Here is a 26,698-nt window from a genome sequence, read left to right as displayed (position 1 = left end):
TAAACATTTTGTTTATTACATTTCAAAGGTTAAATATGTAAAAGGGATTTAAATCGAAAAATAAATATTGTAAAATTGTAACCACAGTGACATCTATTGATACAAAGTAATCATAAACCTAAATTTTAAATGTAAATAGGACCTTGGTTCTTTGTTCATAAGTAGTGATTATCAAAGGGGAGAACATAATAATTATTATGTTTTACTTAATTTCAGAAATGAGGTAAAGCTATGATAAAAATAGATAACTTAAATGTTAAATTAGGGAGTTCTCATATTTTAAAAAATATAAACATAAATATAAATATAAATAATTCTATTATTGGTTTATTTGGTCCTAATGGTGCGGGGAAAACTACACTATTAACTACATTAACTGGATTTATTAACAAGTATCGAGGAACAATAAGTGGACTAGATAAAAGAAAAATTTCTTATTTACCTGATAAACCATTTTTATATGGATTTATGACATTAAAGTTAGCTATAGAATATTATTCAGATGCATTTCATGATTTTGATTATGATAAGGCTATTAGGTTATTTGGAAAGTTAAAATTAAGTCCCCAACAAAAAATAGCTGAATGTTCTAAAGGCATGATAGAGCAAATACATATGATTCTCGCTCTTTGCAGAAATGTAAATGTATATATTTTTGATGAACCTTTAGCATCAGTAGATCCCCTTACTAGAGATGATATAATGACAATGATCAAGGAAGAACGATATCCTAATAGTGTTGTTATTATTAGTACACATTTAATAAGTGATGTGGAATCCTTATTTGATGAAGTTATAATGATTAAGGATGGAGAAATAGTATTACATGAAAGTGTGAAAAGTTTAAAACATAATAACAATTTGAGTTTAGAAAAAATCTTTAAGGAGAAATTAAAATGACAGTTTGGAAAACAGAATTTATTAAATATAGCAAGTTTTTCGGTGCTCTATTGGGTATAGAAGTTATCCTTGATACTTGTAAATATTTTAACGTAATACCTATTGTAGGTATTACAGACACAGTATATTCTTTTTGGCAAATGCTTTCTTGGATAGCAATAGTACTTTTCGTTACATACGAGTGTTTTTCTTTCTTTTATTTAGGAAAGGATTGCTTATTACACATGATTTCAAATAATAGACATAAAGTTCTTATAATGAAATCCGCGGTATTTACATGTTATATGATGGGATACTTTTTTATTGAGTTTATTAGATATATGATTTTCTTACAACCAAATACTGTTAATTCCCCAATTAAATTAGCTTTTCTTTATACAATAAGTAAATTTATTTCAATTTTATGCTTTTTATCTTTATTATTAGCTTTAATATCGTTAATAAAGTATTTAAACAATAAAATAATAGGTCTTATAGTGCTTGTTGTAACATATGTTTCTTTAACAGCTTTTCAAGCCCAACTTCTTTATTCTAATATAAATCAGCATACACCTGTAAACTGGGTTATTGGAATAGTGGATGGAACAACTGGTATGAATACATATGTTAATATAGTGCCAATAGTATTTTTTCCTATAAAGGCAATAAAGTTCATTGAAAATAGTTTTTATGGTGTTTCAATTATTATGAATCTTGTTGTTTTGATATGTTGTTTAAGTATCTTTTTTATTATCGGAAAAGCCTCTAAATTTAATTTTATTAAAAAATAATTTAAGAAACAAATCAACAAAATGCTAAAGAATTTAACTTGTGTTATATTTAATAAGTTTTTTTAAATCTTTTAAGACTCGAATATATCCGAGTCTTTTTTACGTTAAAAAAGTTATAAATATACTTGATCATTATAACATAAATGTAAAAAAAGCAACTTGGTAATATGTCAAGGGAAAATTTTAAAAGAAAATACTATACGAACCTTTAAATGTACCAGTTGTATCTTTCTTCAATATTATTAAAGCTTTAGAAAATGAAGTAAAAACAATCGATAAAGCTATTGAAAAAGACCATTAAAGGTAACAATACTACTGAATATAACTCTCTTATTTTTATACCAGGTATCGGGCCTATTATCAGTAGTGGTACTCTTGCTGAAATTGGTACCATAACATCTTTTAGCTCTTATAATGGAGTAGCTAGATATGCAGACAATACATAGAGGACTAATCAATTTGTAACTATTCTTCTGATAATACTAGGATGACCAAAACTGAGGGTCAACCTATCTAAGAAAAATAAAGTGTTTTTCTAAAACTCAATACCAATAAACCCAACTTCATTAAAATCAGGACTCGATAAACTAATACTATAACTACTTCTAGTTAACATCTCTCTACTAAAGGAAACCATTTGTGCCCCAGTCCTTGATGGGGTGCCTAAAAATATAATATTATTATCATATACAACTCCCTTTTCTATATTAAAGTTATATACGAGAAAACCAATTTTATCTTCATCTATATCATTATAATTTTCAAAGAAAGCTAGGCTATTAAATAGTTTAGCCTGTTTTTTAGGATCACTGGGAATTTTAAATATATTATAAAGGTTTTCGCAAATTTTTTTAGGTAAAAAGACTACTCCTTTGGTATAGTTTTTCTTCCAATATGGATGATATAGTGGGCGATTATAGTCTTTAGATCTATAATTAAAGGTTAGATTGATACTTTCTCCTTTATCTAGCATATATTCTAAATCGGGGATATTATTATCACCATTAGTACACTTATCTGCATATAGGTTCTTATTTTCCATGGGGATATATTTAGATAATTTCTCTTTTAATTTTTTATTTTCTTCTTTTAGTTGTTCTAAATTATTTTCTTTATTGGGAATTGATATAGAATCTGGTTTTGTAATCTCTTTTTTACCATATTGGGGGTTACCATAGGAACTATATAGATAATCTATTTCGTATCCCCCTTCTGTGGTTAACCTAAAAAGAAAGTCATCAGTACTTTTATCTTTTGATAATATATCATTTATATGGATTGCCACAACTTGGACTTCATTTCTAGAAGGCTTACCTATTAATAGTATTTCATTATCTATTTTTTTTACATTATGGACATCAAAGTCATAGACTAATAAATTGGCATAATTTAAAAAGTCTATATGTACCTTTTCATTGAAACCTAAAGAAGCGGTAAAATCAAAATTTCCACTGGCCCCTTGGGGAAATATAAAAAGTTTATGTCTGGCCTCTGATATTTTTTGCGGTAGATATAGCCAGTTTCTAAAGAATAAATCCCTCCACTTATAATCATATATAGGGCGTAAATATTCGGGATTATAATATATAATATCAAAGGGTATCTCTATTCCATCATTTAAAATTTTAGGTATTGGGGTTTCAGCAAAACTATCTGTATTTCTAAATTTATCTACATATATGGCCTTATCTTCACTTGGAAACATATAATTAAATATTTTCTCCAGTTTATTATTTTCTAACTTTAATTCTTTTATATTATCATTAGGGGTATCTCTACTTATTGTGGCAGTATATAGATAGGATTTTGATATTAATAAATATACAAATAAGATTATTATCATAAACTTAATTATTTTTTTCATAGTATTCCTCCTAGGGAAGTTATAATACTATTACTATATTTATTAATGAAAGGATTTATATATGAAGGATTAAATTATATTTAGTCCAGACCGCTCTGTACTTTGCACTTTGCACCAAACAAAGAAGGGCCCAAGGCCCTCCATTTGTTTAAACCAATGCTTCTAATAATTCAGTAGATTTATTTACAAGATCAGGTTTGGTAGTCTTAGCGCCTTTAAAATTTCTATCCTTTTCAACAGGTTTTACTCCAAATCCATCTAAATCATAAGCCACCATCATTGACTTATATAAACTGGAGTTAATAACTAAAAACCATTCCCTAATTAACTTATGATTTTTAGGTAAATGTATAAACTTTATATTTTTATGGGGAGTTAAAGCTCTATCATTTTCTCCAAAAACATATATTTTATCAACATTTTCAGCAATATCTAAAAATCTATCCCATATCTCCTCTGCCCTAGACAACTTTTGAAAGCCTACATACATCTTTCCATCGGGCCTTTTCCTATTAAGAAGGGTTGTCTCCATTATGTAACACATTCTTTCTAGATTTGGAATATCAGTTTCATACTTAAGGGTTAAAGAATTTAGTATCTTATCATTTTCATTTTTCTTTAACCTTTTAACCTCCCCTGTAACCTCATCAAAAATCTCATCATAAAGTGAAATGTTTTTCATTTTTAATACCCCCTAAATTTTATAATCGTTTATATATAGATAAAGATATTAAGCTTACAATAAAGCCCTTTATTAGATTAAAGGGTGCTATAACGTAGATAAAATAAGTTTTTATATTATCTACATTACTATTAAACTTTGATGCTAAAGCTAATATCTTATCCACGGTTAAACCTAAAATCTTAGAATATAAAGGAAAAATAATAAATAGGTTAACTAAAACTGAAGTTAGAGCCATTATTATAATAGAAAATAAAATAGATATAATAGGTTTTTTGGTCTTTAAATATGTATATGTTAGGGAAAAAACTAAGGAACCCCCTATTACAAAATTAGCCAGCTCTCCTATACCAAAATTTTTACTTATAACAAGATGTATTAGATTTTTAATAAATACTATTAATACACCTATCTTAGGTCCCATAATAAGACCACCTATAATCCCAGGAACTTCACTTAAATCAAGTCTTAGGAATGGAGGGAAGAAAGGTATATTAAATTCCAATAACATTATTAAAAATGCTATAGAAGACAATATGGATACATATGTAATCTTATAGGTTGTCTTTATACTTGCTTTCATAAAAAAACCTCCTTTTAGAGTATAAAAGGCCCACCGTTAAGAATAACACTCTTAACAAGCGGGCCTGATACTTAAAATATATACTATTCATTTTTCCATTATATTCTACGGTAATTATACAAAATATAAAAGATATTGTCAATGACCTTTGTCTCCTCATCTCTGCATTGAACAAAGAAGTGCCAAAGGTACCTTTGTTTTAAATTATTTGTTAAAAAATTATAAAATAGGGGTATATATGTTTAATAGACAGTAATATAATGATATAATAGGTTAAATTTAAAAATATAAAGGAGGTCTATGGATGTTTATAAAAAATATGATTGAAGATAAGAAAAGACAAAAAGAAAAGGAACAAAAAAAGAAGACGGCGAAAAAGGTTGCTGCAGGCACAGCTATAGGGTCAATACTAGGAGCCGCTGCTGGGGTTTTATTTGCGCCTAAGGCAGGTAAAGAAACAAGAGAAGATATAAAGAATAAAGCTGGAGAGGCAAAGGATAGTGCTAAGCAAGGTATTGATAATTTAAATGAAAAGAAAAATGAACTTAAAGATAATATCAAAAAATCTGTTAAAGACATAAAACAAAAAAGAAAAAAGGTAAAAAAAGATGTAAAGGAAGCTAAAGAAGAAATAAAGGAAGATATAAAAGAAGAAAACAAATAAAACTCTAGGAGGGCATTATGGATACTACGATTACTCTTGGGGATTTAGGCCTTATTATACTATTCATCGTGGCAGTTGTCTTAGGAATATACTTAATAATGATGATAAAAAAATTATTTAGTGTACTAAAGAATGTAAATGAAATAATAGAAGAAAACAAAGAATCCCTTACAGAAACTATGAATTGTTTACCGGACATTTCTGAAAATGTGGACAATATAACTAAAAATGTAGATGAATTTTTACCCTATATCATCGACGACGTAACGGACATAACAGGAGATGTAAAGGGGAGTGTTAAAAAGGTAAATAAAACCGTAAATAATGTGGGAGACAGCGTTGAAAAGACTGTTTCCACGGTAAAGGAAAGTACAGAGGGTGTAAGTACTTACATATCGATAGTAACCCAAATAATAAAGACTATAATGGAATACGTTAAGAAGGATAAGTAGATCTGTGTATGCAGGTTTAAAAAAATTGACAATTGACAGTGGACAATGGACAGTTAATATACAAATCGGCTTTAGCCGATTTGTATATAGTATTTTACGAACAAAGTGAGTAAAATCACATTTAATTGTCAACTGTCAATTGTCAATTATCAATTAAAACAAATTTGACAAAATATCATTTAACATATATAATAGATATCCGTTGGGAAAAACAAATAAATTAAACTATTACAAAAATTACCAATGGAATATAGTTGACATAATGATATAATTTCTGTATAATATATATTTGTAACACACAAATAAAAAACATTTTACGGAGAGATGGCTGAGTCTGGCTGAAGGCGCTCGCCTGGAAAGCGGGTAGGCGGTTTTGCACCGTCTCGAGGGTTCAAATCCCTCTCTCTCCGCCAATAGTAAGTTTGCCGTGCTAGACGGGGAGGTAGCGGTGCCTTGTAACCTGCAATCCGCTATAGCAGGGTCGAACACCATATTGAGGCTTATAGTTTTTAGGTCTGCCCTAAGTAAGTGGCGCTGACGATTGGGTCCTGCGCAACGGGAACCCATGAACCCCGTCAGGTCCGGAAGGAAGCAGCGGTAAGTGGACTCTCTCGTGTGCCGTGGGGGTGCCTGATTTGAGCTAACTGCTTAGGTAACGCTGGGAACCGTAAGTCGAGATTGGTGCACGGCTTAAAAATAAGACCACGAAATATTTCGTGGTCTTATTTTTATACAATAAAAAGGGATTATAAAATTTATGTCGAATAATAAGACAATAATAGAAGTTTATAAATCCACAGAATTGGCAGGTGCTAATATGATATTTAATACTTACAGAAAAAAACTAATCGCTATATTTGTAGTTATAGCCATGGTACCTACCATTATTATAGCATTAGGCATAAACTTAAAGGTTGAAGATGAAATAGTTAAAAACACAATTAGGGATAAAGCAAAATCATTAGAACATGAAGTGGAAAAAGTAGACATATGGTTTCAAGATAAGGAAAAAACATTGGAAACTGCTTCTAATAATTACTCCTTTTTAAAGGATATTATAGGAAGTGAAAATAGTAAAGATAGATTAAGAAAATACTTAAATACCCAAATTTTAAATAATAAAGAGTTTTTAAATCTATATATAGCCTTAGAGGATGGAACAGATTATTTTTCTATTAAGGGATTTGATCCCAAGGTGGATACTAAAAATAGACCCTGGTATAGAAATGCAAAACTAGCAGGAGGCCCCATATGGACTCAACCCTATAGGGATATGATTACTAATGAGAAGGTAATAACTTTGTCTACCCCTATATATGATAATACTGGTAACTTTCAAGGGGTAGTGGGAGCAGATTTTAAGGTAGAAACTATAGTGGACACTATAAAAAATATAAATACACTTAAAGATTCCAGTACATATCTAGTGGGACCAACAGAAAAAATATATAAGGTCATTGGAAAAGATATATTAGCCAAAGAAGATGATGAAAAAGTAAAGAGTTTCTTAGACTATATAAAGTTTAGAAACTATGGACAGAAAGAATTTGAAATTGGAAAAGGATATATATCTATACATAGTACTATTTCATCTATTAGATGGAAAGTGGCATCTATAACACCTAAAGAGTATTTTTATGGTAATACAAACAGGATCAACAAATATCTAGCTCTAGCATTGGTATTGACATTAATATTAGCACTGATATTAGCTATAATTGTATCAAGAATTTTTTCCAGATCCCTTGATAAATTAATAGAGGGAACTAGGGAAATACAAGATGGAAACTATAATTATAAGATTAATCTTAATAACAATGATGAGTTTGGTCAGTTAGCTGAAGGATTTAATACTATGGCTGCCACCATAAGGGATAAAACTAAGGAGCTAATTGAAAATAATAGTAGTCTACAGGAGATGAATATAGAATTAGAGGCATCATATGAACAGTTAGAAGCAACAACAGACCAGTTAAACGAATCAGAAAGTAGATATAGATCATTGATTGAGAATATGGATGAGATAGTATGGGTTATTGATAATAATTTTAATATCGAATTTTTAAATGATAAGATAAATGATATGATGGGATATTGCAAAAACCAGTTAATAGGGAAAAATTTTAATGAAATTATTAGAAAATGTGGAGATTTAAATTACGATTTATTAGAACAAATAAAGGAAGAGGATTTAAAAAACTATCCATTTATATGTGTCAATAAAAAGGGAAAAGAGATTATTACAGAGATCAGTACAAATAGAATATATGAATCAAATAGATTGGTTGCAATACAGGGTGTTATAAGGGATGTCACAAATAGAAGTATAATGGAAAAAGAAATAATAAGAAGAAATAATGAGTTATCTACAATTAATAAAATAAGTAAAACTCTAAACTCCACCATGGACCTAGAGACATTACTTAAGAATATGACTAGGGATATAGTTAATATGCTAGACATACCATTATGTAGCATTAGACTTTTAACGGAAAATAACAAGCTTAAACCAGTAGCCCATTATGGAGAATTATCAAATATAGTAAGCGAAGATAATATAGGTATAGACGAAGATGTGATAGGAGAAGCTGTAAGAAAGGGTAAGATAGTTGTACTTAATAAAAAAGATAAAAAGAAAATGAATAAATATAATAAAGGATTCTTTAGCAAAAAAAGTAAAGTTAATTTTGCAAATATAATCCCAATTAAAAATAGAAATGAAGTTTTAGGGGTAATGCTTATAGCAACTAAGGAACCAGTGGAAAAAAGTGAGTTAAATATTACCTTATCCCTTTCTAATCAAATGGCAATGGTAATAGACAATATAAACCTTTATCAAGACTTAAAAGAGGGTTATATAAAGACCATAAAGACATTGGCTGCTGCCGTTGAAGCAAAGGACAAATATACAGAGGGACATTCTTTAAGGGTATCTAAATATTCAAAAATAATATCTAGGTATATGGGTTTTTCCAATGAATTTTGTGATGAAATAGAATTTGCAGGAATATTACATGATATAGGGAAAATAGGAATAAGTGATACAATACTTGGTAAGCCCGGTGCATTAACAGACCAAGAGTATGAAATCATAACAAAACATCCTACAATAGGAAGTAATATATTAGAGAACACAGGATTTTCTAACATAATAATGAATTCCATTAAGTATCACCATAAAAGATATGATCTGAAAGGATATCCCAAGGAAGACAATATAGAGCCCCTCCCTATAGAGGCATGTATAGTTGGAGTTGCCGATGCCTTTGATGCAATGACATCAAGTAGGTCTTATAGAAAGGCTATGGACTTTGAGGTGGCAATAAAAGAGCTACAGGATAATAAAGGGACTCAGTTTCATCCAGATGTTGTAGATGTGGTTATAAAGATATTTAAAGAAGAGAAAGAATCTATAAAAGAAATAGCAACAACAAAAATCTAAAATTAGGGACCTATGGTCCCTTCTTCTGGTATAACCTCTAATATTCTGATATAATAATATATTATACAAAATGTAGGTGATTTTATGGCATATCAATCTTTATATAGAAGATTTAGACCAAGAAATTTTGAAGAGTTATTAGGTCAAGAACACGTTATAACCACTCTAAAAAATCAAATAATCAATGACAATATAGCCCATGCATATTTATTTACAGGAACTAGGGGTACAGGAAAGACATCCACGGCTAAATTATTCTCAAGGGCTGTAAACTGTCTAAATAATGAAGATGGGAATCCTTGTAATGATTGTGAAGTTTGTAAAGGGATACTTGATAATAGTATAATGGACGTAGTAGAGATGGATGCAGCTTCAAATAATAGTGTAGATGATATTAGAGAATTAAGGGAGAAGGTTAAATATCCCCCTTCAAAGGGAAGATATAAAGTATATATAATAGACGAGGTTCATATGCTATCTAAAGGGGCATTTAATGCCCTATTAAAAACATTAGAAGAACCTCCAAAGCATTTAATATTTATATTAGCCACAACTGAACCTCAAAAGTTACCTGCTACTATTAGATCCAGATGTCAACGATTTGACTTTCATAGAATAAGTTCAGAATATATAATAGAAAATATGCAGGATATATGTGATAAATTAGGTGTTAGTGCAGATATAAAAGCCCTTAATCTAATCGCTAGAAATGCCGATGGAGCCATGAGGGATGCCTTAAGCATATTAGATCAATGTATATCATTTACAGATGAAAGCCTAACATATGATTATGTATTAACAGTGCTAGGTATAGTTAATAATCAGTTAATCTTTGATCTATGTGATAATATATTAAATAAGGATCTAGATAATGCCCTTAAGGCTGTGGAGGATATAGTTAATAAAGGAAAGGATATAAATCAGTTTATAAAGGATTTAATAGTTCATTTTAGAGACTTGATGATAGTAAAATCCTCTAAAAATGTTAATCACATAATAGATGGTACAGATGAGTTTATAGATAGATTAAAAAATCAAGGGAAAAATACCAACCTATCAACCATTACTAAATGTATAAATATTTTATCTGAGGCAGAAAATGAAAGTAAATGGTCATCCCAACCAAGGATAGTTTTAGAAATCAGTATAATAAAATTATGTGATAATAATAATGAGTTAACTATAGAGGGGCTATTAGAAAGAATAAATAAATTAGAAAATGTAATTAAAAGTGGAAATATAACTATTAATAATAAGAAAAAAACTAATGGAAACAAAAAGTCTATTGTAAAAAAAGAAGCTATAAATAGTGAAGAAAAAAAGGAAGAAGCCATAGAAAATCACACTTTTTCCGGCGAAGCATCATTTAAAGCAATAGAAAAAGCTTGGCCAGATATTTTAGGAAAAATAAAGAAGGGTAGAATAAGTATACATGCATTATTAAGGGAAGGAAAATTGCTAGACTTTAAAAATAATACCCTAATTATATCCTATGATGAAGGATTTGGATTCCATAAAGATGCCATTGAGAAGAAGGATAAAAAAGAATATATAGAAGATGTAGTAAGTAGACATTTAGATGCAAAGGTCTATGTGAAATTTGTTATGGAACAACAGGAAGATGATAGCCGTGAAGATTTAGTTGAAAAAGCCAAAAACATATTTGGTGATGATATAGTTGAAGTTGAGTGATATATAAACTTTAAAATATATAAATATAAATAACAAGGAGGAGTTGTATATGGCAAAAGGAGGATTCCCAGGAGGAATGGGAAATATGGGAGGCATGATGAAGCAAGTTCAAAAAATGCAAAAGAAAATGGCTAAGATGCAAAAAGAACTGGAAGAAAGAGAAGTTGAAGTAACTGCCGGTGGCGGTGCAATAAATGTTAAAGCCAATGGTAAAAAGGAAATATTAGAGGTTAAAATAGACGAAGAAGTTGTAGATCCAGATGATGTTGAAATGTTAGAGGACCTAATAGTTGCTGCAGTTAATGAAGCCATAAGAAAAGCAGATGATATGGTTTCAAAGGAAATGGGAAAAGTAACAGGAGGCATGAATATACCAGGATTATTCTAATGAATAACTAAGATAATCTAGGTATAAGGTAACCTTCGAATGAATTCGAAGCTACTATAAAAGGAATAAATCCCAATAAACTATAAGGGAACTCATTCCCCCTAATGTGGAATAAGGGAATTCATTCCTTAATACTGTAGAAGGGAATTCATTCCTTAATACCGTAGAAGGGAATTCATTCCCCGTATTGGTTGTTGGGGGATTCGTAATCCCCCAACTAATTTAAAATTGAAAAAGCCGGCCATGCTTTTTGGCCGCTTTTTTACTCTGGAGGGATATTTATGGAATATTTTGCTGTTCCAGTTGCAAAGCTTATAGAAGAGTTTGCCAAACTACCAGGTATAGGGAAAAAGACCGCCCAAAGATTAGCTTTCCATATACTAGACTTAAACACTGAAGAAGCAAATAGCCTTGCAAAATCAATTGTGGAAGCTAAAAAAAATATAAAATACTGTAGCATATGTAGTAATCTAACCGATAGGGATCCTTGTCCAATATGTAGTAGTAAAAAACGGGATAAGAGTGTTATATGTGTTGTGGAAGATCCTAGGGATATTGTGGCAATGGAAAGAACTAGGGAGTTTAATGGACTTTATCATGTATTACATGGAAGCATATCACCTATGGATGATATAGGACCAGAGGATATAAAAATAAAGGAATTATTACAAAGGATAAATAAAGAAGAAATAAAGGAAGTAATAATTGCTACAAATCCAACAATAGAAGGAGAAGCAACTGCCATGTATATATCAAAGCTTTTAAAACCTATGGGAATAAAGATAACAAGAATAGCCCATGGTATTCCAGTTGGTGGAGATTTAGAATATGCAGATGAAGTGACCCTTTCTAAGGCTTTAGAAGGAAGAAGAGAGATATAAATTAGATCTATCAAAAAGGGAAAAATAGCAAGAAAGTCTTATAACTGAAAATAAAGTTTTATCAAAAACATGCTCTTAAAGACATTTTGAATTCTTTAAGAGCATGTTTTTGTTTTTACGAGAAGGTAAATGGGGTATGATATTAGAATAAATAAAGAAACAGTATGGATACTTAGAATGACATAGAATTAAAAAATATGGGGAATTACGACATGTTTTAAAAATTAGTTTTTATAAAAAAGGGAAATATGTGAAATTAAACTATCGAAGGATATGGTGATAAAAATGGTAAAAAAAAGAAAAATCATACTAAGCAGTATAATGATATTGATAGTTTTAACATCAATACTATTAATAACCTTTACAAGACTAAACAAGTATCATGAAACAATCATTGGTTTAACTGATGAAGAAAAAATAGAAGATTTTGAATACCTTTGGGATAAATTATATAGTTCATATCCCTTTTGGAATGAGGTTTCAGAAAGTGGCATTGATAAGGATGCTGTTTATGAAGAATATAAGAGAGAGATAAAAAAATCAAATACAGATATTGAATTTATGAAAGAAGTTCAATACTTTTTAAAAGAATTTAAAGGTTATGGTCATTTACTTGCACTTGATGGGCATATGTATAATTTTTATGACAATACCTTTACTCTATCAAAAACTGAACTAGATGATGAAGAAGTGAATGAAATGAAACCTTGGTATGAGGCTTTATATAATCCCATAAGCAAACATACTTACTCACTATTAGATAGTAGTCACAAGGGTTTTAGAAGCACAAAGGGATTGAAAGAAGAATATAAAGAACAAAAATTGAATAGTGGAAATAAAGGGCAAGTTAATGGAGAAAACTTAGAGTTTGATATAATTGATGATAAAAATATCGCCTATATTAAAGTAAAGACATTTAGATTTGATAATATAGAAACCGACCGTTTAAAACTAGAAAAATTCTTTGAAAAGATTAGGGAATACCCTAACTTAATTATTGATATTACAGATAACAGTGGGGGAAGTGATAAGTATTGGCAAGAATTAATAGTATCACCAAACTTATCAGAAAAAAAGACATCTAAACGATACTATTTAATAAGACAAAGGGACATCACTACTCCATTTTTAGAGGCGAGGTTTGATGAAAACTCAATTTTTCCAATTTCAACATTGCCAGAGTTCGATGGTCTTAACAAAGAAAATTTATCACTTTTTTCACATTATGTTATAGATGAAGAAACTATACACCCATCTAAAAAATCAAATGGATTTAATGGGAAAGTATGGGTACTAACTAGTCCTAAGGTATATTCTTCATCGGAAAATTTCGTTATGTTTTGTAAGAATACAGGCTTTGCCACTTTAGTTGGAACACCTACAGGTGGAGATGGCGGTGTGGCAGATCCAATACTGTTTCCACTTCCTAATAGCGGGCTTATTATTAGGTTTAGTATGTTCTATGGACTAAATAATGATGGAACTGGAAATGAAGCCAATGGAACTATTCCAGATATAACAATACATAATGATGAAAGTCCACTTGAACGAACTATATTAGAGATTAAATAGGTAATTAGTATTTGAAAAGGAGAAATAGTATTATAAAAAGAGTATTTAAAAATAGTGTTAAGATACAAAAAATTATAAATATAATTGGAACAGCAGGAACAACCTTAATAATTTTATTGCTAACTTTGCTAATACAGAGGAGGGTTAGAAGGAAAATTAGAGAAAGGAGAGGGATTCAGTGTATAAACTAAAGGAAGTAAAGTATAAAGATATTCTAGATATAGACAACCTCCATATTCCAAAACATAATATTACTTGTATTGTTGGAGAAAGTGGTAGCGGAAAAACAACATTGTTAAGGTTATTGAATAAATTAATCAGTCCAAATAGGGGAGAGATTACCTACAAAGAGAAATCCTTAGAAGCAATTGACCCTATTAAACTTAGGAGAGAAGTTATCATGCTTCCACAAACTCCAGCTATATTTAGTGGCAGTGTAAAAGAAAATTTACTTATAGGATTAAAATTTAGTGAAAAGACGTTTGTATCAGATAAAGAGTTATCTAGTATATTAAAAACTGTAAAGTTAAATAAAGAACTAGAAGAGGATGCTGGGAAACTATCTGGGGGAGAAAAGCAAAGGCTAGCCCTTGGTAGAATTATGTTATTAGAACCGGAGGTTTATTTATTAGATGAGCCTTCTTCTGCTCTAGATGAAGAGACAGAACAGATGATAATAAAGAAGCTAGTAGATCATACAAGGAGAAATCATAAAACCTTAATTATGGTAACCCACTCTAAAAAAATTGCCAAGGAATTTGCTAATAAGATTATTAAAGTAAAGGACGGCAAGGTAGTGAAGGAGGGGGAGTATGGAAATCAATAACATAATAGATCTTAGTATATTTCAAATGATTGCCGCCTATGTTTTTGTGATATTAGTACTTATAATGGTTAAGATTAGGGGGATATCAAGGGAGAAGGAAATAGTAATTTCTACTATAAGGATGACATTACAACTGATTTTAACAGGATATATACTTGTTTATGTATTTGACAATATAAGTCCTTTAATAACAATCGTAATAATCATTATTATGGAAGCATTTGCAATCCACAATATCTATAAGAGAACTAAAACTAAACTATCGAATAAAATAAAGAAAATAATCGCAATTTCAATGATATTGGGGACCCTATCCAGTTTATTATTTTTCTTATTTGTAGTTATCAATATATCCCCTTGGTATGACCCAAGGTACTTTATTCCTATAGCTGGAATGTTAATTGGTAATTCAATGACAGGTATTTCACTAGGTGTAACTAGGTTAATAGATGGAATCCATAGTAAAAAGAATCTTGTTGAATCAGCATTAATGCTTGGAGCCACCCCAAAGATGGCATCTAAAGAAATTGTTGATAATGCATTTGATTCAGCTATTTTACCAACTATAAACTCCATGGTGGGAATGGGAATTGTATTCTTACCGGGAATGATGACAGGACAGATCTTATCAGGGATATCCCCTGTGACTGCTATTGAATACCAGATTGCCATTATGTTAGGTATATTAGGGAGTGTTGCTTTAACTGTAATCCTATTTGTTAACCTAGGGTATAAGACTTTTTTTAATGAAGAGAGCCAACTGGAACTTGAAGAATAATAAATAAATTGAAAGGATAAAAAAGGGCCCCGTGGCCCTTTTTACAACGTTCCTATTTTATTAAATGGAAAAAATCTAAATAACCCCTTAGCCCTAACATTCCCCATTGGAATGGGACCCACCATTCTGCTATCGCCACTATGGTTTCTATTATCCCCCATTACAAAAATATGGTCTTTGGGAACCTTAAAGGTCTCATTTAATTGGGTCATTTCTTCCCTTATATAGTCTTCCTTTACTAAACTACCATTTCTATAAAGTTTATGATTTTTTATCTCTAATGTATCTCCAGGCTTGCCTATTACCCTTTTAACCCAGATATCTTCATTAACATTACCTGTAAGCATACTAACTATAGAACTATCCCTAAACTCATCCTTAAGGGTCCTAATATGATTAACATCTCCGTCAACAATAACTATATCTCCATAATCGAAATCTAAATTAAATAAAGTATTATTTTTAATAGCCAAGATTCTATCTCCATGTTCTAAATTAGGTAGCATCGATGCACCGTCAACCCTACTTGACTCTATAAAAAATACATTAATAAATAATGCTATAACTAAAGCAAATAATATTGATTTAGTCCAATCTATAACTTCCTTTAATATTTTATTTTTAATAATGACCACCTCTTTAATGTATATATAGTTGATATATGCCATTATATCATAGACAAGTTATTAAGGAAAAGACTTTCTAGTATAAATATCTAAAAAATGGCAATACTCTCAAATAGAATAATATTTTGGGGGTATATTTATGGAGAACAATACTTTATATGAAACTCTAAACAATAAATTTAAAAGTTTTTTTTCACGGAACAATATAAATGAACAGAAGGATGATGATAAGGACTTACTTTATATGCTAAATAGAGCCCATGAAGATTGGCAGGATGCAGAGGATTACTTTAATAATGTTACGGAATCTGACCTTATAGATTATGCAGTTTTTAAGCTAGAGGCCACTAAGAAAAGATATAGTTATTTATTAAAGGAAGCAAGAAAAAAAGGCATTCATGTGTAATATTTTTTTCATATCTCTATATATTTAGTATATAGACATGTATATATAGGGGTGGTTATATGGGTGTAGATATAAGTGCCAGTGTAATAATTGCATATATGGTTGGGCTCATAATGTTATATCTTGTAGGATGGCTATTGGTTATACCATTAAAGTGGATTTTTAAATTATTAATAAATGGATTAATAGGAGGAGTAGTTTTATTTGTAATTAATTTTTTTGGAGGGTTTTTTGGATTTTTTATTGGCATTAACCCTGTGACGGCACTAATAGCAGGTTTTTTAGGAGTACCAGGAATTATTTTATTGATTGCCCTTAAGTATATTTTAAATTTAACTTAATCATTAAAAAACTGTTATAAAAATTAGGATGTTTAATAAAGTTAAATAATGGTATATAAAAAATAAGTCCAAAACTAAATATTGGATTTATTTTTATTTGAAATATTCTAAATTTTCTGCTTTAATATATATAAGGAATAAAATACAAAAAGGGGGAATTTTTATGCCAATATCAAAATTAAAGGTTCAGTTAAGAAATAGTGGTGGAAAATCAGCTTCCAATAAATTAAGAAAAGAAGGATTTATCCCAGCTGTAGTGTATGGACATAATAAAGAGACAAAGTCAATAAAGATTGATGAATCCATGATGGAAAAGTTATTAAATAAATATGGACAAAGGGGTACCGTTAATATGGAACTAGACGGAGAGGTAGTTCCTGTAATAATTAAGGATATACAAAGACACACAATAAAGGATAATTTACTACATATAGATTTTCAGCAATTATCCGATAACGAAAAGATTAAAATACAGGTTCCTATTTACTTAGCGGGAAAAGAAAAGGTAAAGAGTTCAAAAACAATATTACAACAACAATTAATGGAACTTGATATTCAATGTTTACCTAAGTATATACCCCAATCTTTTGAGTTAGATGTTTCTAATCTTAAATATGGGGAGGCATTATTGGTAGAAGATATGGATGTATTGAATGATGAAAATATAGATGTGTTAAATGAATTATCAGAGGTTGTTGTATCCCTTACATCAACCACCAGCGATGAAATAAGCGAAGATACTGATGAACCAATATATGAAAGTGATAAAAGCATTTTGGAATAGAGGAAAGTTGAGAGATTAGGGCTTGGATGTATCCAAGCCCTATTTTTGAGTTTAAAGTATTTATAATTTTTAAATATTTAGGAATTCATTATTTAAGTTGAAGTAAATTCATCGTTTAAATTGTTGTGGTATTTATTATTTAAATTGTTGTGGTATTTATTATTTAAGTTGTTGGGGGATTCGTAATCCCCCAACTTAAAAATTTCCTCCTCCCGTTTAAAAAAAATAACTTTGGACATACTAATGAAGAAAGACGGGAGGGATGTTTTTTGAACAATCTTTTAAGCTGTGGTTTAAGAAATGAAACTGGAACCAATGCAAGTCATAGAACAAGAAGAAGGGGTAATGTTCCAGGGATAATATATGGTCACCACTTTACAAATTATCCCCTAGAAATTGATAGCAATCAATTAAATAAGCTAATAAGGGAATTTGGAGAAAATGCTGTTATAAGTGTGTCAATAAATGGAACTGATTATCCAGCTATGATAAAGGAAGTACAAAGGGATGTTATAAGCGATGAGATAATACATATTGATTTACAACAGGTAAATGTATCTGAAAAAATACATACCCAGGTACCTATAACCATAAGTGGTAAAAAACTTATAAAAGACAATGGGATACTGCAACAACAACTTGAAAAAATTAATATCGAATGTTATCCAAATGATGTTCCAAAGTCTATATCTGTTGATGTATCTAATCTAACCCTAGGAAATTCATTAAGAATATCAGATGTAGAATTTGGAGATGAGATTTCAATATTAAGTGATACCGAAGAAATAATAGCAACCCTTTCAACATTTAAAGAAGAGTTTCTAGATGAAGATGAACCAAATGATGACTTTATACAAGTGAAAGAAGAACCTAAGCTAGTAGGGGAAGATGAAAAAACAGAAGAAGAATAAAGGATGAATCCATATGGATTCATCCTTTATTTTTATATAAAAAATTATGAGTAATATAGGGTTTGAGCATAATACATTTCTAATCTATTCTCTATTCTTTATTATTTATTCCCTGATTAAAATCAATACTAGACTCCTATATAAAATATAAGAAGAATATGTTATAATATAAAAAAGGTAAAAATAAACAATATTACTAAAAGTTCTGTAAATTTAAATGGGAGATGATTGGATGAAAATGCTATTATTAATAATCTTACTAATTCCTATCTTTTTATTTCAACTTTTTATAATTGCCGATATAATATCTAATTCTAAAACATCCAAAAAGTCCATAAGAAAAAGAAATAACAGTTATAACATAAAAAGAAAATCAAATATAAGAATGATAAAATAAGTGTAGGACTCAATATATTGAGTCCTACACTTATTTTATCTCTCCTCTCTCCCTTCTCCACTTTCCACTATATGTTTGTGATATAATAAACCCATAAAAACCCCAGAAGGAGGTAATTTTTATGAGAAGAGTCAATGTTAAAGAAATAACCAATAGAGTTAAAGAGATGTGTATAAATGCAAATTATAAGTTAAGCAATGATGTTATTAATAAAATAAAAGAGTCTAAAAATAAAGAAACATCTCCAATTGGAAAGGATATATTAGATAAATTAATCATAAATGAAAAAATAGCTAGTACAGATAGGGTACCCATATGTCAGGATACTGGCATGGCAGTGTTTTTTATAGATATAGGGGAAGATGTCTATATAGAGGGTGGTAATATTACTGATGGGGTAAATGAAGGAATAAGACTAGGGTATGGGGAAGGATACTTAAGGAAATCAGTGGTAAAAGACCCTATAATCAGGGAAAATACAAATGATAATACTCCGGGAATAATACATTATGATATTGTAAAGGGGGATAAAATAAATATACATTTTGCCCCTAAAGGCTTTGGAAGTGAAAATATGGGGGCTCTTAAGATGTTAAAGCCATCCGATGGAATAGAAGGCATAAAAGAATTTGTAATAGATACGGTTAAAAAGGCAGGGCCCAATCCATGCCCACCAATAGTTGTTGGAGTTGGAATAGGAGGAACCATGGAAAAGGCATGTTTAATAGCTAAGAGGGCCCTTTTAAGGGATCTTAATAGTCACAGTGATAAGGAGCATATTAGGGATTTAGAAATAGAACTTTTAGATAAAATAAACAATCTTGGAATAGGACCTCAAGGGTTAGGGGGTAATACAACGGCTCTATCTGTAAATATAGAAACCTATCCTACCCATATAGCTGGACTTCCAGTGGCTGTAAACTTAAATTGTCATGTTGCTAGACATATGAGTATAGAGATCTAACTGAAAGGTTGTGATAATATGAAGGAAATAAAGATAAAAACTCCACTAACCAATGAAAAGGTAAAGGGGCTTAAGGCTGGAGATAGGGTATATATAACAGGAAAAATATATACAGGAAGAGATGGGGCCCATAAAAGGCTGGTTGACTCAATTAGGAAGGGGGAAAAGCCACCATTTGATATAGAAAATCAAATTATATATTATGTGGGACCTTGTCCACCTAAACCAGGTCAAGTTATAGGATCAGCCGGTCCAACAACAAGTTATAGAATGGATGACTATACCCCAGCCCTTCTTGATATGGGCCTTAAGGGAATGATAGGAAAGGGACAAAGAAGTGAAGAGGTTATATCATCTATGAAGGATAATAATGGAGTATATTTTGGAGCAATAGGAGGAGCCGGGGCATTAATATCAAATTGTATAAAAAAATCAAAAATAATAGCCTATGAAGATTTAGGCACAGAGGCTATAAGAGAGATATATGTTGAGGAATTTCCGGCTATAGTTGTAATTGATTGTAATGGGAATAACCTATATAATATAGAAAATGAGAAATATAGAAAATAGGGGTGGTTTAAATGGATACAAAAGAGAAGGCACTACTTATGCATGAAAAATATAGGGGGAAAATATCGGTTAACTCTAAGGTGAAAGTTAAGGATAAAGATAGTTTATCCATAGCATATACTCCAGGGGTTGCAGAACCCTGTAGGGCAATAGAAAAAGAAAGTAGGAATATTTATAAGTATACATCAAAGGGAAATATGGTGGCGGTTGTTACAGATGGTAGTGCAGTATTAGGTCTAGGGGATATAGGTCCCGATGCATCATTGCCTGTTATGGAAGGAAAATCAATATTATTTAAAGAGTTTGCAGATGTTGATGCTTTTCCCATATGTGTAGATTCAAATGATATAGATACAATAATAAATACGGTAAAATTAATTAAATCTTCCTTTGGTGGTATAAATTTAGAGGACATTTCGGCTCCAAGATGTTTTAAAATAGAAGAGAGACTAAAGGAAGAATTGGATATACCGGTATTTCATGATGACCAACATGGTACGGCTATTGTAGTACTTGCAGGACTTATAAATAGTATGAGACTATTAAATAAAGAGATAAAAGATTTAGAAATTGTAGTAAATGGAGCAGGAGCTGCTGGGATAGCCATAACAAAGTTATTACATAATATTGGAATAAAGAACATAATATTATGTGATAGTAAAGGAGCCATAGATAGAACTAGAAACGATCTAAATTGGATAAAAAAGGATATGTTAAATATCACAAATTCACAGAATGAAAAGGGTAGTTTAACTGAAGTTATAAAAAATAAGGATGTATTTATAGGGGTTTCGGCACCAGATGTATTGACTAAAGATATGATAAATAGTATGTCAGATGACCCAATAATATTTGCCTTAGCAAACCCTATTCCTGAAATAATGCCTAATTTAGCTAAGGAAGCCGGTGCTAAAATAATAGCCACAGGGAGATCTGATTTTCCAAATCAGATAAATAATGTACTGGCTTTTCCAGGAATATTTAGAGGAGTGCTAGATGCTGGTAGTAAAGAGATAAATAATGACATGAAAATAGCCGCTGCCAAAGCCATAGCAGAGGTAATAGATAATGGTGATTTAAAAGAAGATTATATTATACCTGACCCCTTTGATGGGAAAGTAACTAAGGCTGTGTCTAAGGCAGTTTATAAAATTGCCAAAGAAATATAGAAAGGAAAGATTATTATGAAACCTATTTTAAAGGAGAGTGTTGCAAGGAAGCAAAGACCCTTTTGGCAAATTATTGTTTTAGTAATAATAGCAGTGTTTATAATAAACTATTTAATAAGTCTTACAAACTTTTTAGGAGAAAAATATGCAGGAATAGTAAGTATAGCTATATTGTTAATATCTGTTGCAGCTTGTTCATTTATAGTAACTAAATTTATAGAATATTACACATATAAAATAGCAGATGATACTTTAATATTTGAAAAGTCCATAGGAAAGAAATCAAAAGTATCGTTAATGATAGATATAGAGGATATAGAGAAACTTATTCCCTATGGTGAAATGAAAGAAGATAGCAACATAGATTATACCTATAAATTTGTATGTGATAAAGATTATAATAACTTTTATGTAGGAGAGTTTAATAGAGAGGGAAAACAGATTAGATTCATTTTTAAACCCAGTGATAAATTCATTGATATGTTAAAGAAAAGGAGAAAAATAGAAGGCTAAAAAAGGACCATCCCCTTAGGAACATTGGTCATGCAATATGAATAATAATATAGTATAAGGCAATAATTATAGACACAATGGTAGAAAGGGGATGGTTAAGTGGCTAATAACAGATGCAAAGTTTGTGGTGAAAATAAAAAAAGTATGGGAATATTTGGTATACATATTTGCCTAGATTGTTTAGAGGAAATAGGTAAGACGGATATGGACGATATAAAATATGAGTATTATAAATCTATTATAACAAATGCTTGGATAGATTATATTATGGTAAAAGGGGAAAAGGTATAGGAATGAAACCTATATCTTTTTTATGTGGGTTCTAAATATATTCAGGACGATTTTAAAGCCATATATACTAGTTAAATAATACAACTTAGTTGCTGGGGGATTCGTAACCCCACAGCTTATTGAAAATATATTCTTTGACATAGTAGGTCTTCTAGAAGAAGACCTAAGGCTTCAATATATTGAAGCCCTACAATGGGATATATTAAGTGTTACCCATACTATGGAATCAACAACTCCCTGCTCTTTGCCCCCTACACAAAACAAAGAAGCGACAAAGTCGCCTTTGTTTCACTTAGCAGGAGATATTAAGCTCAATATAGAATAAATAAAATGTAGGAGGTTTTTTTATGAATACTCCACTAATAAATGGACTAAAAAAATATATAAATGAAAATAATATAAGATTTCATATGCCTGGGCATAAGGGAAAAAAGGTATTATCAGAACTTTATGATATGATTCCCAGTATTGATGTTACTGAAGTTAGGGGAACCGATAATTTACATAATCCCAGGTCCATAATACTTAAAAGCCAAAATTTAGCATCTAGAATATTTAAAACTAAGAAGACCTTTTATAGTGTAAATGGTACAACTGCAGGGATATATAGTGCAATAAATTCAGTTCTATACCCAAAGGAAAAAATACTTATCCAGAGAAATTGTCACAAATCTGTATATAACGCAGTGATATTGGGACAACTTGAAGCTGAGTATATATATCCAGATTATGATAGTGAAAAAAATATAGAGCTAGGGTTAAATCCAAATGTCATAGAGGAAAAATTAAAAGAAGATAAGGATATAAAAGCTGTTGTTATAACCTATCCGTCATACTATGGTGTTTGTAGCGATATAGATAGCATTGTTAATGTGGTCCATAAACACAATAGAGTATTAATAGTAGATGAGGCCCATGGTAGTCATTTGATATTTAACCAAAAACTTCCTAAATCCTCCATAGAGGCAGGGGCAGATATAGTAGTACAAAGTACCCATAAAACATTACCAGCCTTTACCCAAAGTTCCATGATTCATGTGGTAACCGATAGAATAGATATAAGTAGACTAAAGAAAATGTTAGCAATCCATCAAAGTACAAGCCCATCATATCTATTAATGGCATCTATTGATTTAGCCATTGGATATATGGATGAATATGGGGCGGGCAAACTAAATGACTTATTAGATTATATAAAAGAGGCAAGTACTTATTTAAATAATATAGATGGTATAAACATAGTGGGTAGGGAATATATAAATAAAAAAAATTATGACTTTGATACGACTAAATTTCTTATTAATATAAAGGGTATTAAAGGAAGTGTAATTGAAAGAATACTTAGGGCTAAACATAATATTCAACTTGAAATGTCAGATTATTATTATGGACTAGCTCTAATGACACTATTAGATGATAAAGAAGACATAGAGAAGCTTATATATGCATTAGAGGATATAAATAATAATAAATATATAGAAGAGGAAATACTAGATATTAATATAAAAAATATAAAACCTAATATTAAAATGCCTATATATAATGCCTTTTATAGTGATAAAAGAAATATGGCCTTAAATGAAAGTAAAGGAAAAGTATCTGGAAGCTTCATAATACCCTACCCCCCTGGGATACCCCTACTAAGTCCTGGGGAATTAATAACTGAGGAAATCATAAACTATATAAGAACATTAATAGATAATAAGGTATCCATACTTGGATTTTCAGATTATGGTGAAGAAATGATTGAAATAATTAAATAGAGAGGAATTGATATAAGTGGAGGGCATATTTATAACAATGGAAGGTCCTGATGGATCTGGGAAAAGTACAATAACAAAACTTTTGACAAATTATTTGAAGGAAAAGGGCTATAATATAGTTATAACAAGGGAACCAGGGGGGACAGAATTAAGCGAAATTATACGGAATGTGGTATTAGATACAAAGAATACCAACATGTCCCCTGTTACAGAAGCCCTTTTATATGCTGCATCTAGAGCACAGCATGTTGAAGAAAAAATTTTACCAGCCCTTAAAAAGGGTAAAATAGTAATATCAGAAAGATTTGTGGACTCTAGCCTAGTATATCAAGGCATAGCTAGAAATATAGGTATAGATAAAGTGAAAAATATAAACGATTTTGCTACCCAAAATATAGAACCAGACTTAACATTATTCTTTGACATAAAGCCAGAGGATGCCTTTAAGAGAATGGCAAGAAGGGGTAAGAAGGATAGGCTAGAGATGGAGAGCATAGACTTCCATAATGAGGTTTATGATGGATATATAGAACTATCTAAAAAATATCCACAAAGGATAAAAATAATAGATGCAACAAAGGACATAGAAGAAGTATTTCAGCAGGTAAAGAATAAGATAGACCTTTTATTATAGGGGAGAATTGACAATTGACAGTGGACAATTAAAGTACAAATGGGCTAAAGTCCATTTCAATATAATATTTTACGAACAAAGTGAGTAAAATCACCTTAAACTGTCAACTCTCAATTGTCAATTCTCAATTATTAACTAAACTCGAGGGGAGGGGAAATCTTGAAACTTATTATAGCTATCGTCCAGGATGATGATGTTTCCGAATTAACGGATAAGTTGACTGAAAACAAGTTTAGCATAACAAGACTTGCATCAACAGGGGGATTTTTAAAGTCGGGAAATACAACATTACTTATAGGTGTGGAAAAGGAAAGGGTAGAAAAGGTATATGAGATAATAGAAAAGATATGTAGAGTAAGAAAGGTAACAACTACACTATCTTCAATGACATTAACAGGGGATACATATGTACCCTATCCAATGGAAATAAAGGTAGGGGGAGCAACGGTATTTACATTAGATGTTGAAAGATATGAACAGATTTAAAAGGAGGGCTACGTATGAAGTTAGTTATAGCCATCGTACAAGATGAAGACTCAGGAAAACTTGTAGATGAACTTATGGAAAATAACTTTGGAGTAACTAAACTAGCATCAACAGGAGGGTTTTTGAAATCAGGAAATACAACTATAATAGTAGGTGTAGAAAAAGAAAAGGTAGATGATGTTATAGATATAATAAGAAAGACCTGTAAATCTAGAAAAAAAGTTACAACATCTCCAGCCCCTACAACTTGGGCATCCGGGGTATATAATCCCTATACAGTCGAGGTACAGGTTGGGGGAGCAACAATATTTGTTGTTGATGTGGAGAATTTTGAAAAGGTTTAATATTAAAATAGTGGAGGGTGTTTATGGATTTTAATGATATTGTAGGACATGATAAAATAATAAAAAGCTTACAAGGAACAATAAAAAGAAATAATGTATCCCATAGTTACCTTTTAGAGGGACCTAAATCCATAGGTAAAACAATGGTGGCTAAAGCCTTTGCAAAGACCCTTCTTTGTGATGAAAAGGGGACGGCCCCGTGTAATGAATGTAAATCCTGTATTAAATTTGATTCTAATAATCACCCAGATGTATATGTTTACTCCTCCGATGGGAAAACATTTAAAAAGGAAAAAATAGAGGAGCTACAAAGAACTATAAATATTAAGCCCTATGAAGGAGACAAGAAAATATACATATTAGAAAATATAGATACCATGACCACATTTGCTCAAAATAGTTTCTTAAAAACCCTAGAAGAACCTCCTAAATATGCTACGATTTTAATGACTGTAACAAATAGTCACAGCCTTTTACCTACCATAATATCCCGATGTCAAATATTGAAATTTACAAGGATTGACTCCAGTATAATTATGGATAGGCTTATAAACAAGTACGGTATAGACGATAATAGGGCAAAAATAATAACATCTTTTTCCAATGGAATAATAGGAAAAGCTATAGACTTAAGTGTATCCCAGGAGTTTAATGATATAAGAGAAGAATTAATAAATACCATAGAAGATACCCTAAAGGGTGATAAATCAAAAATCTTTAGCTTATCAAAATTTTTTGAAGAGAATAAGGAAAATATAGATGATATACTAGATATGATACTTATCTGGTTTAGGGATATACTATTTGTTAAAGAATTAGACCACAATAAATTTATAATAAATAGGGATAAACTAGATATATTAAATAATCAATCCAATAAATTATCAAAAATGAAAATACATGATATAATAGAAACTGTGAAAGAAACTAAAAATAATATAGCTTCAAAGGTAAATTTCAATTTAGCTATTGAAATTATGCTTCTAAAAATACAGGAGGGCTAAA

At 30.4% G+C, this 26,698-nt stretch carries 31 protein-coding genes, 1 tRNA gene and 1 other RNA gene; 29 read left to right on the top strand and 4 right to left on the bottom strand.

What is annotated here, in order from left to right; all coding sequences use genetic code 11:
* The first annotated feature begins 231 nt into the window (after positions 1-231).
* The 3 genes from V6137_RS05370 (at position 232) to V6137_RS05360 (ending at position 2,116) form a co-directional block, all read left to right on the top strand.
* On the top strand, positions 232-900 hold the full coding sequence (locus V6137_RS05370; RefSeq protein ID WP_425446862.1) for an ATP-binding cassette domain-containing protein: 669 nt from the start codon (positions 232-234) through the stop codon (positions 898-900).
* Entirely contained in the window at positions 897-1,670 is a 774-nt protein-coding gene (locus V6137_RS05365) for a hypothetical protein (protein ID WP_425446861.1), read from the top strand. Before V6137_RS05370 ends, V6137_RS05365 begins: the two co-directional genes overlap by 4 nt.
* A gap of 284 nt (positions 1,671-1,954) precedes the next feature.
* A complete protein-coding gene (locus V6137_RS05360) occupies positions 1,955-2,116 on the top strand; it encodes a transposase (RefSeq protein WP_425446860.1) in 162 nt (53 codons plus the stop codon).
* 89 nt (positions 2,117-2,205) lie between these two features.
* Here V6137_RS05360 and V6137_RS05355 read toward each other — a convergent pair whose 3' ends face one another.
* From V6137_RS05355 to V6137_RS05345, 3 genes are all read right to left on the bottom strand, one after another.
* Complete coding sequence (locus V6137_RS05355; protein ID WP_425446859.1) at positions 2,206-3,534, bottom strand: hypothetical protein; 1,329 nt, start codon at positions 3,532-3,534, stop codon at positions 2,206-2,208.
* A gap of 148 nt (positions 3,535-3,682) precedes the next feature.
* A complete protein-coding gene (locus tag V6137_RS05350; RefSeq protein WP_425446858.1) occupies positions 3,683-4,216 on the bottom strand; it encodes a DICT sensory domain-containing protein in 534 nt (177 codons plus the stop codon).
* 19 nt (positions 4,217-4,235) lie between these two features.
* Positions 4,236-4,799 carry an ECF transporter S component gene (locus tag V6137_RS05345; RefSeq protein ID WP_425446857.1) on the bottom strand — a complete coding sequence of 188 codons (564 nt, stop codon included), beginning with the start codon at positions 4,797-4,799 and terminating at the stop codon, positions 4,236-4,238.
* 304 nt (positions 4,800-5,103) lie between these two features.
* Between V6137_RS05345 and V6137_RS05340 the strand changes: the two genes are divergently transcribed.
* The 11 genes from V6137_RS05340 to V6137_RS05290 all read left to right on the top strand — a co-directional run bounded on the left by V6137_RS05340 (position 5,104) and on the right by V6137_RS05290 (position 15,494).
* Positions 5,104-5,463: a YtxH domain-containing protein gene (locus tag V6137_RS05340; RefSeq protein WP_425446856.1), complete on the top strand. Its 360-nt coding sequence runs from the start codon at positions 5,104-5,106 to the stop codon at positions 5,461-5,463.
* 17 nt (positions 5,464-5,480) lie between these two features.
* A complete protein-coding gene (locus tag V6137_RS05335; RefSeq protein ID WP_425446855.1) occupies positions 5,481-5,915 on the top strand; it encodes a DUF948 domain-containing protein in 435 nt (144 codons plus the stop codon).
* A gap of 318 nt (positions 5,916-6,233) precedes the next feature.
* Positions 6,234-6,328: transfer RNA gene (locus V6137_RS05330), tRNA-Ser, on the top strand.
* Between the two features lie 12 nt (positions 6,329-6,340).
* Positions 6,341-6,604, top strand: an RNA gene (gene ffs / locus V6137_RS05325) — signal recognition particle sRNA large type.
* A 68-nt stretch (positions 6,605-6,672) separates the two neighbouring features.
* Positions 6,673-9,357, top strand: a complete 2,685-nt coding sequence (locus tag V6137_RS05320; protein WP_425446854.1) for an HD domain-containing phosphohydrolase — start codon at positions 6,673-6,675, stop codon at positions 9,355-9,357.
* Between the two features lie 84 nt (positions 9,358-9,441).
* Complete coding sequence (dnaX, locus tag V6137_RS05315; protein WP_425446853.1) at positions 9,442-11,049, top strand: DNA polymerase III subunit gamma/tau; 1,608 nt, start codon at positions 9,442-9,444, stop codon at positions 11,047-11,049.
* Between the two features lie 49 nt (positions 11,050-11,098).
* Complete coding sequence (locus tag V6137_RS05310) at positions 11,099-11,437, top strand: YbaB/EbfC family nucleoid-associated protein (protein WP_425446852.1); 339 nt, start codon at positions 11,099-11,101, stop codon at positions 11,435-11,437.
* A 281-nt stretch (positions 11,438-11,718) separates the two neighbouring features.
* Entirely contained in the window at positions 11,719-12,318 is a 600-nt protein-coding gene (gene recR / locus V6137_RS05305; RefSeq protein WP_425446851.1) for a recombination mediator RecR, read from the top strand.
* Between the two features lie 285 nt (positions 12,319-12,603).
* Positions 12,604-13,890 carry a S41 family peptidase gene (locus V6137_RS05300; protein WP_425446850.1) on the top strand — a complete coding sequence of 429 codons (1,287 nt, stop codon included), beginning with the start codon at positions 12,604-12,606 and terminating at the stop codon, positions 13,888-13,890.
* A gap of 178 nt (positions 13,891-14,068) precedes the next feature.
* Positions 14,069-14,716, top strand: coding sequence for an ABC transporter ATP-binding protein (locus V6137_RS05295; RefSeq protein WP_425446849.1), 648 nt, complete (start codon positions 14,069-14,071; stop codon positions 14,714-14,716).
* The gene (locus V6137_RS05290; RefSeq protein ID WP_425446848.1) at positions 14,703-15,494 is read left to right on the top strand and encodes an ABC transporter permease; all 792 of its coding nucleotides are present in this window, start codon (positions 14,703-14,705) and stop codon (positions 15,492-15,494) included. Before V6137_RS05295 ends, V6137_RS05290 begins: the two co-directional genes overlap by 14 nt.
* 41 nt (positions 15,495-15,535) lie before the next feature.
* On the opposite strand, the gene lepB is transcribed toward V6137_RS05290, so the two are convergent.
* Positions 15,536-16,129 carry a signal peptidase I gene (gene lepB, locus V6137_RS05285; RefSeq protein WP_425446847.1) on the bottom strand — a complete coding sequence of 198 codons (594 nt, stop codon included), beginning with the start codon at positions 16,127-16,129 and terminating at the stop codon, positions 15,536-15,538.
* A 130-nt stretch (positions 16,130-16,259) separates the two neighbouring features.
* On the opposite strand from lepB, the gene V6137_RS05280 reads away from it, so the two are divergent.
* The 15 genes from V6137_RS05280 (at position 16,260) to V6137_RS05210 (ending at position 26,697) form a co-directional block, all read left to right on the top strand.
* Complete coding sequence (locus V6137_RS05280) at positions 16,260-16,526, top strand: YaaL family protein (RefSeq protein ID WP_425446846.1); 267 nt, start codon at positions 16,260-16,262, stop codon at positions 16,524-16,526.
* Between the two features lie 59 nt (positions 16,527-16,585).
* Entirely contained in the window at positions 16,586-16,867 is a 282-nt protein-coding gene (locus V6137_RS05275) for a pro-sigmaK processing inhibitor BofA family protein (protein WP_425446845.1), read from the top strand.
* A 163-nt stretch (positions 16,868-17,030) separates the two neighbouring features.
* Positions 17,031-17,651: a 50S ribosomal protein L25 gene (locus tag V6137_RS05270; RefSeq protein ID WP_425446844.1), complete on the top strand. Its 621-nt coding sequence runs from the start codon at positions 17,031-17,033 to the stop codon at positions 17,649-17,651.
* 269 nt (positions 17,652-17,920) lie between these two features.
* The gene (locus tag V6137_RS05265) at positions 17,921-18,562 is read left to right on the top strand and encodes a 50S ribosomal protein L25 (protein WP_425446843.1); all 642 of its coding nucleotides are present in this window, start codon (positions 17,921-17,923) and stop codon (positions 18,560-18,562) included.
* A gap of 232 nt (positions 18,563-18,794) precedes the next feature.
* Positions 18,795-18,959 carry a hypothetical protein gene (locus tag V6137_RS05260; RefSeq protein ID WP_425446842.1) on the top strand — a complete coding sequence of 55 codons (165 nt, stop codon included), beginning with the start codon at positions 18,795-18,797 and terminating at the stop codon, positions 18,957-18,959.
* A 121-nt stretch (positions 18,960-19,080) separates the two neighbouring features.
* Entirely contained in the window at positions 19,081-19,923 is an 843-nt protein-coding gene (locus V6137_RS05255; RefSeq protein WP_425446841.1) for a fumarate hydratase, read from the top strand.
* A gap of 18 nt (positions 19,924-19,941) precedes the next feature.
* Entirely contained in the window at positions 19,942-20,493 is a 552-nt protein-coding gene (locus tag V6137_RS05250) for a Fe-S-containing hydro-lyase (protein WP_425446840.1), read from the top strand.
* Positions 20,494-20,504: 11 nt separating this feature from the next.
* Positions 20,505-21,662: an NAD(P)-dependent malic enzyme gene (locus tag V6137_RS05245; protein ID WP_425446839.1), complete on the top strand. Its 1,158-nt coding sequence runs from the start codon at positions 20,505-20,507 to the stop codon at positions 21,660-21,662.
* Positions 21,663-21,677: 15 nt separating this feature from the next.
* Positions 21,678-22,175, top strand: a complete 498-nt coding sequence (locus V6137_RS05240) for a hypothetical protein (RefSeq protein WP_425446838.1) — start codon at positions 21,678-21,680, stop codon at positions 22,173-22,175.
* 99 nt (positions 22,176-22,274) lie between these two features.
* Positions 22,275-22,466 (top strand): sigma factor G inhibitor Gin, encoded by a 192-nt coding sequence (locus V6137_RS05235; protein ID WP_425446837.1) that lies wholly within the window; start codon positions 22,275-22,277, stop codon positions 22,464-22,466.
* 347 nt (positions 22,467-22,813) lie between these two features.
* Positions 22,814-24,229 (top strand): aminotransferase class I/II-fold pyridoxal phosphate-dependent enzyme, encoded by a 1,416-nt coding sequence (locus V6137_RS05230; RefSeq protein ID WP_425446836.1) that lies wholly within the window; start codon positions 22,814-22,816, stop codon positions 24,227-24,229.
* Positions 24,230-24,245: 16 nt separating this feature from the next.
* Positions 24,246-24,863 (top strand): dTMP kinase, encoded by a 618-nt coding sequence (gene tmk / locus V6137_RS05225; RefSeq protein ID WP_425446835.1) that lies wholly within the window; start codon positions 24,246-24,248, stop codon positions 24,861-24,863.
* 159 nt (positions 24,864-25,022) lie between these two features.
* Entirely contained in the window at positions 25,023-25,349 is a 327-nt protein-coding gene (locus tag V6137_RS05220; RefSeq protein ID WP_425446834.1) for a cyclic-di-AMP receptor, read from the top strand.
* A gap of 14 nt (positions 25,350-25,363) precedes the next feature.
* Positions 25,364-25,693 carry a cyclic-di-AMP receptor gene (locus V6137_RS05215; protein WP_425446833.1) on the top strand — a complete coding sequence of 110 codons (330 nt, stop codon included), beginning with the start codon at positions 25,364-25,366 and terminating at the stop codon, positions 25,691-25,693.
* 23 nt (positions 25,694-25,716) lie between these two features.
* Positions 25,717-26,697: a DNA polymerase III subunit gene (locus V6137_RS05210; RefSeq protein ID WP_425446832.1), complete on the top strand. Its 981-nt coding sequence runs from the start codon at positions 25,717-25,719 to the stop codon at positions 26,695-26,697.
* Position 26,698 lies beyond the last annotated feature (1 nt).

The sequence above is a fragment of the Dethiothermospora halolimnae genome (genome assembly GCF_037577855.1).
GTDB lineage: Bacteria > Bacillota > Clostridia > Tissierellales > VENL01 > Dethiothermospora > Dethiothermospora halolimnae.
This window is presented reverse-complemented; position numbering and strand designations above follow the sequence as displayed.

Bases quoted from the DNA above. Each gene is read 5' to 3' on its own strand.
- V6137_RS05370 (WP_425446862.1), top strand. From the start codon at position 232: ATGATAAAAATAGATAACTTAAATGTTAAATTAGGGAGTTCTCATATT.
- V6137_RS05365 (WP_425446861.1), top strand. From the start codon at position 897: ATGACAGTTTGGAAAACAGAATTTATTAAATATAGCAAGTTTTTCGGT.
- V6137_RS05355 (WP_425446859.1), bottom strand. From the start codon at position 3,534: ATGAAAAAAATAATTAAGTTTATGATAATAATCTTATTTGTATATTTA.
- V6137_RS05350 (WP_425446858.1), bottom strand. From the start codon at position 4,216: ATGAAAAACATTTCACTTTATGATGAGATTTTTGATGAGGTTACAGGG.
- V6137_RS05345 (WP_425446857.1), bottom strand. From the start codon at position 4,799: ATGAAAGCAAGTATAAAGACAACCTATAAGATTACATATGTATCCATA.
- V6137_RS05340 (WP_425446856.1), top strand. From the start codon at position 5,104: ATGTTTATAAAAAATATGATTGAAGATAAGAAAAGACAAAAAGAAAAG.
- V6137_RS05335 (WP_425446855.1), top strand. From the start codon at position 5,481: ATGGATACTACGATTACTCTTGGGGATTTAGGCCTTATTATACTATTC.
- V6137_RS05320 (WP_425446854.1), top strand. From the start codon at position 6,673: ATGTCGAATAATAAGACAATAATAGAAGTTTATAAATCCACAGAATTG.
- dnaX (WP_425446853.1), top strand. From the start codon at position 9,442: ATGGCATATCAATCTTTATATAGAAGATTTAGACCAAGAAATTTTGAA.
- V6137_RS05310 (WP_425446852.1), top strand. From the start codon at position 11,099: ATGGCAAAAGGAGGATTCCCAGGAGGAATGGGAAATATGGGAGGCATG.
- recR (WP_425446851.1), top strand. From the start codon at position 11,719: ATGGAATATTTTGCTGTTCCAGTTGCAAAGCTTATAGAAGAGTTTGCC.
- V6137_RS05300 (WP_425446850.1), top strand. From the start codon at position 12,604: ATGGTAAAAAAAAGAAAAATCATACTAAGCAGTATAATGATATTGATA.
- V6137_RS05290 (WP_425446848.1), top strand. From the start codon at position 14,703: ATGGAAATCAATAACATAATAGATCTTAGTATATTTCAAATGATTGCC.
- V6137_RS05280 (WP_425446846.1), top strand. From the start codon at position 16,260: ATGGAGAACAATACTTTATATGAAACTCTAAACAATAAATTTAAAAGT.
- V6137_RS05275 (WP_425446845.1), top strand. From the start codon at position 16,586: ATGGGTGTAGATATAAGTGCCAGTGTAATAATTGCATATATGGTTGGG.
- V6137_RS05270 (WP_425446844.1), top strand. From the start codon at position 17,031: ATGCCAATATCAAAATTAAAGGTTCAGTTAAGAAATAGTGGTGGAAAA.
- V6137_RS05260 (WP_425446842.1), top strand. From the start codon at position 18,795: ATGAAAATGCTATTATTAATAATCTTACTAATTCCTATCTTTTTATTT.
- V6137_RS05255 (WP_425446841.1), top strand. From the start codon at position 19,081: ATGAGAAGAGTCAATGTTAAAGAAATAACCAATAGAGTTAAAGAGATG.
- V6137_RS05250 (WP_425446840.1), top strand. From the start codon at position 19,942: ATGAAGGAAATAAAGATAAAAACTCCACTAACCAATGAAAAGGTAAAG.
- V6137_RS05245 (WP_425446839.1), top strand. From the start codon at position 20,505: ATGGATACAAAAGAGAAGGCACTACTTATGCATGAAAAATATAGGGGG.
- V6137_RS05240 (WP_425446838.1), top strand. From the start codon at position 21,678: ATGAAACCTATTTTAAAGGAGAGTGTTGCAAGGAAGCAAAGACCCTTT.
- V6137_RS05230 (WP_425446836.1), top strand. From the start codon at position 22,814: ATGAATACTCCACTAATAAATGGACTAAAAAAATATATAAATGAAAAT.
- V6137_RS05215 (WP_425446833.1), top strand. From the start codon at position 25,364: ATGAAGTTAGTTATAGCCATCGTACAAGATGAAGACTCAGGAAAACTT.
- V6137_RS05210 (WP_425446832.1), top strand. From the start codon at position 25,717: ATGGATTTTAATGATATTGTAGGACATGATAAAATAATAAAAAGCTTA.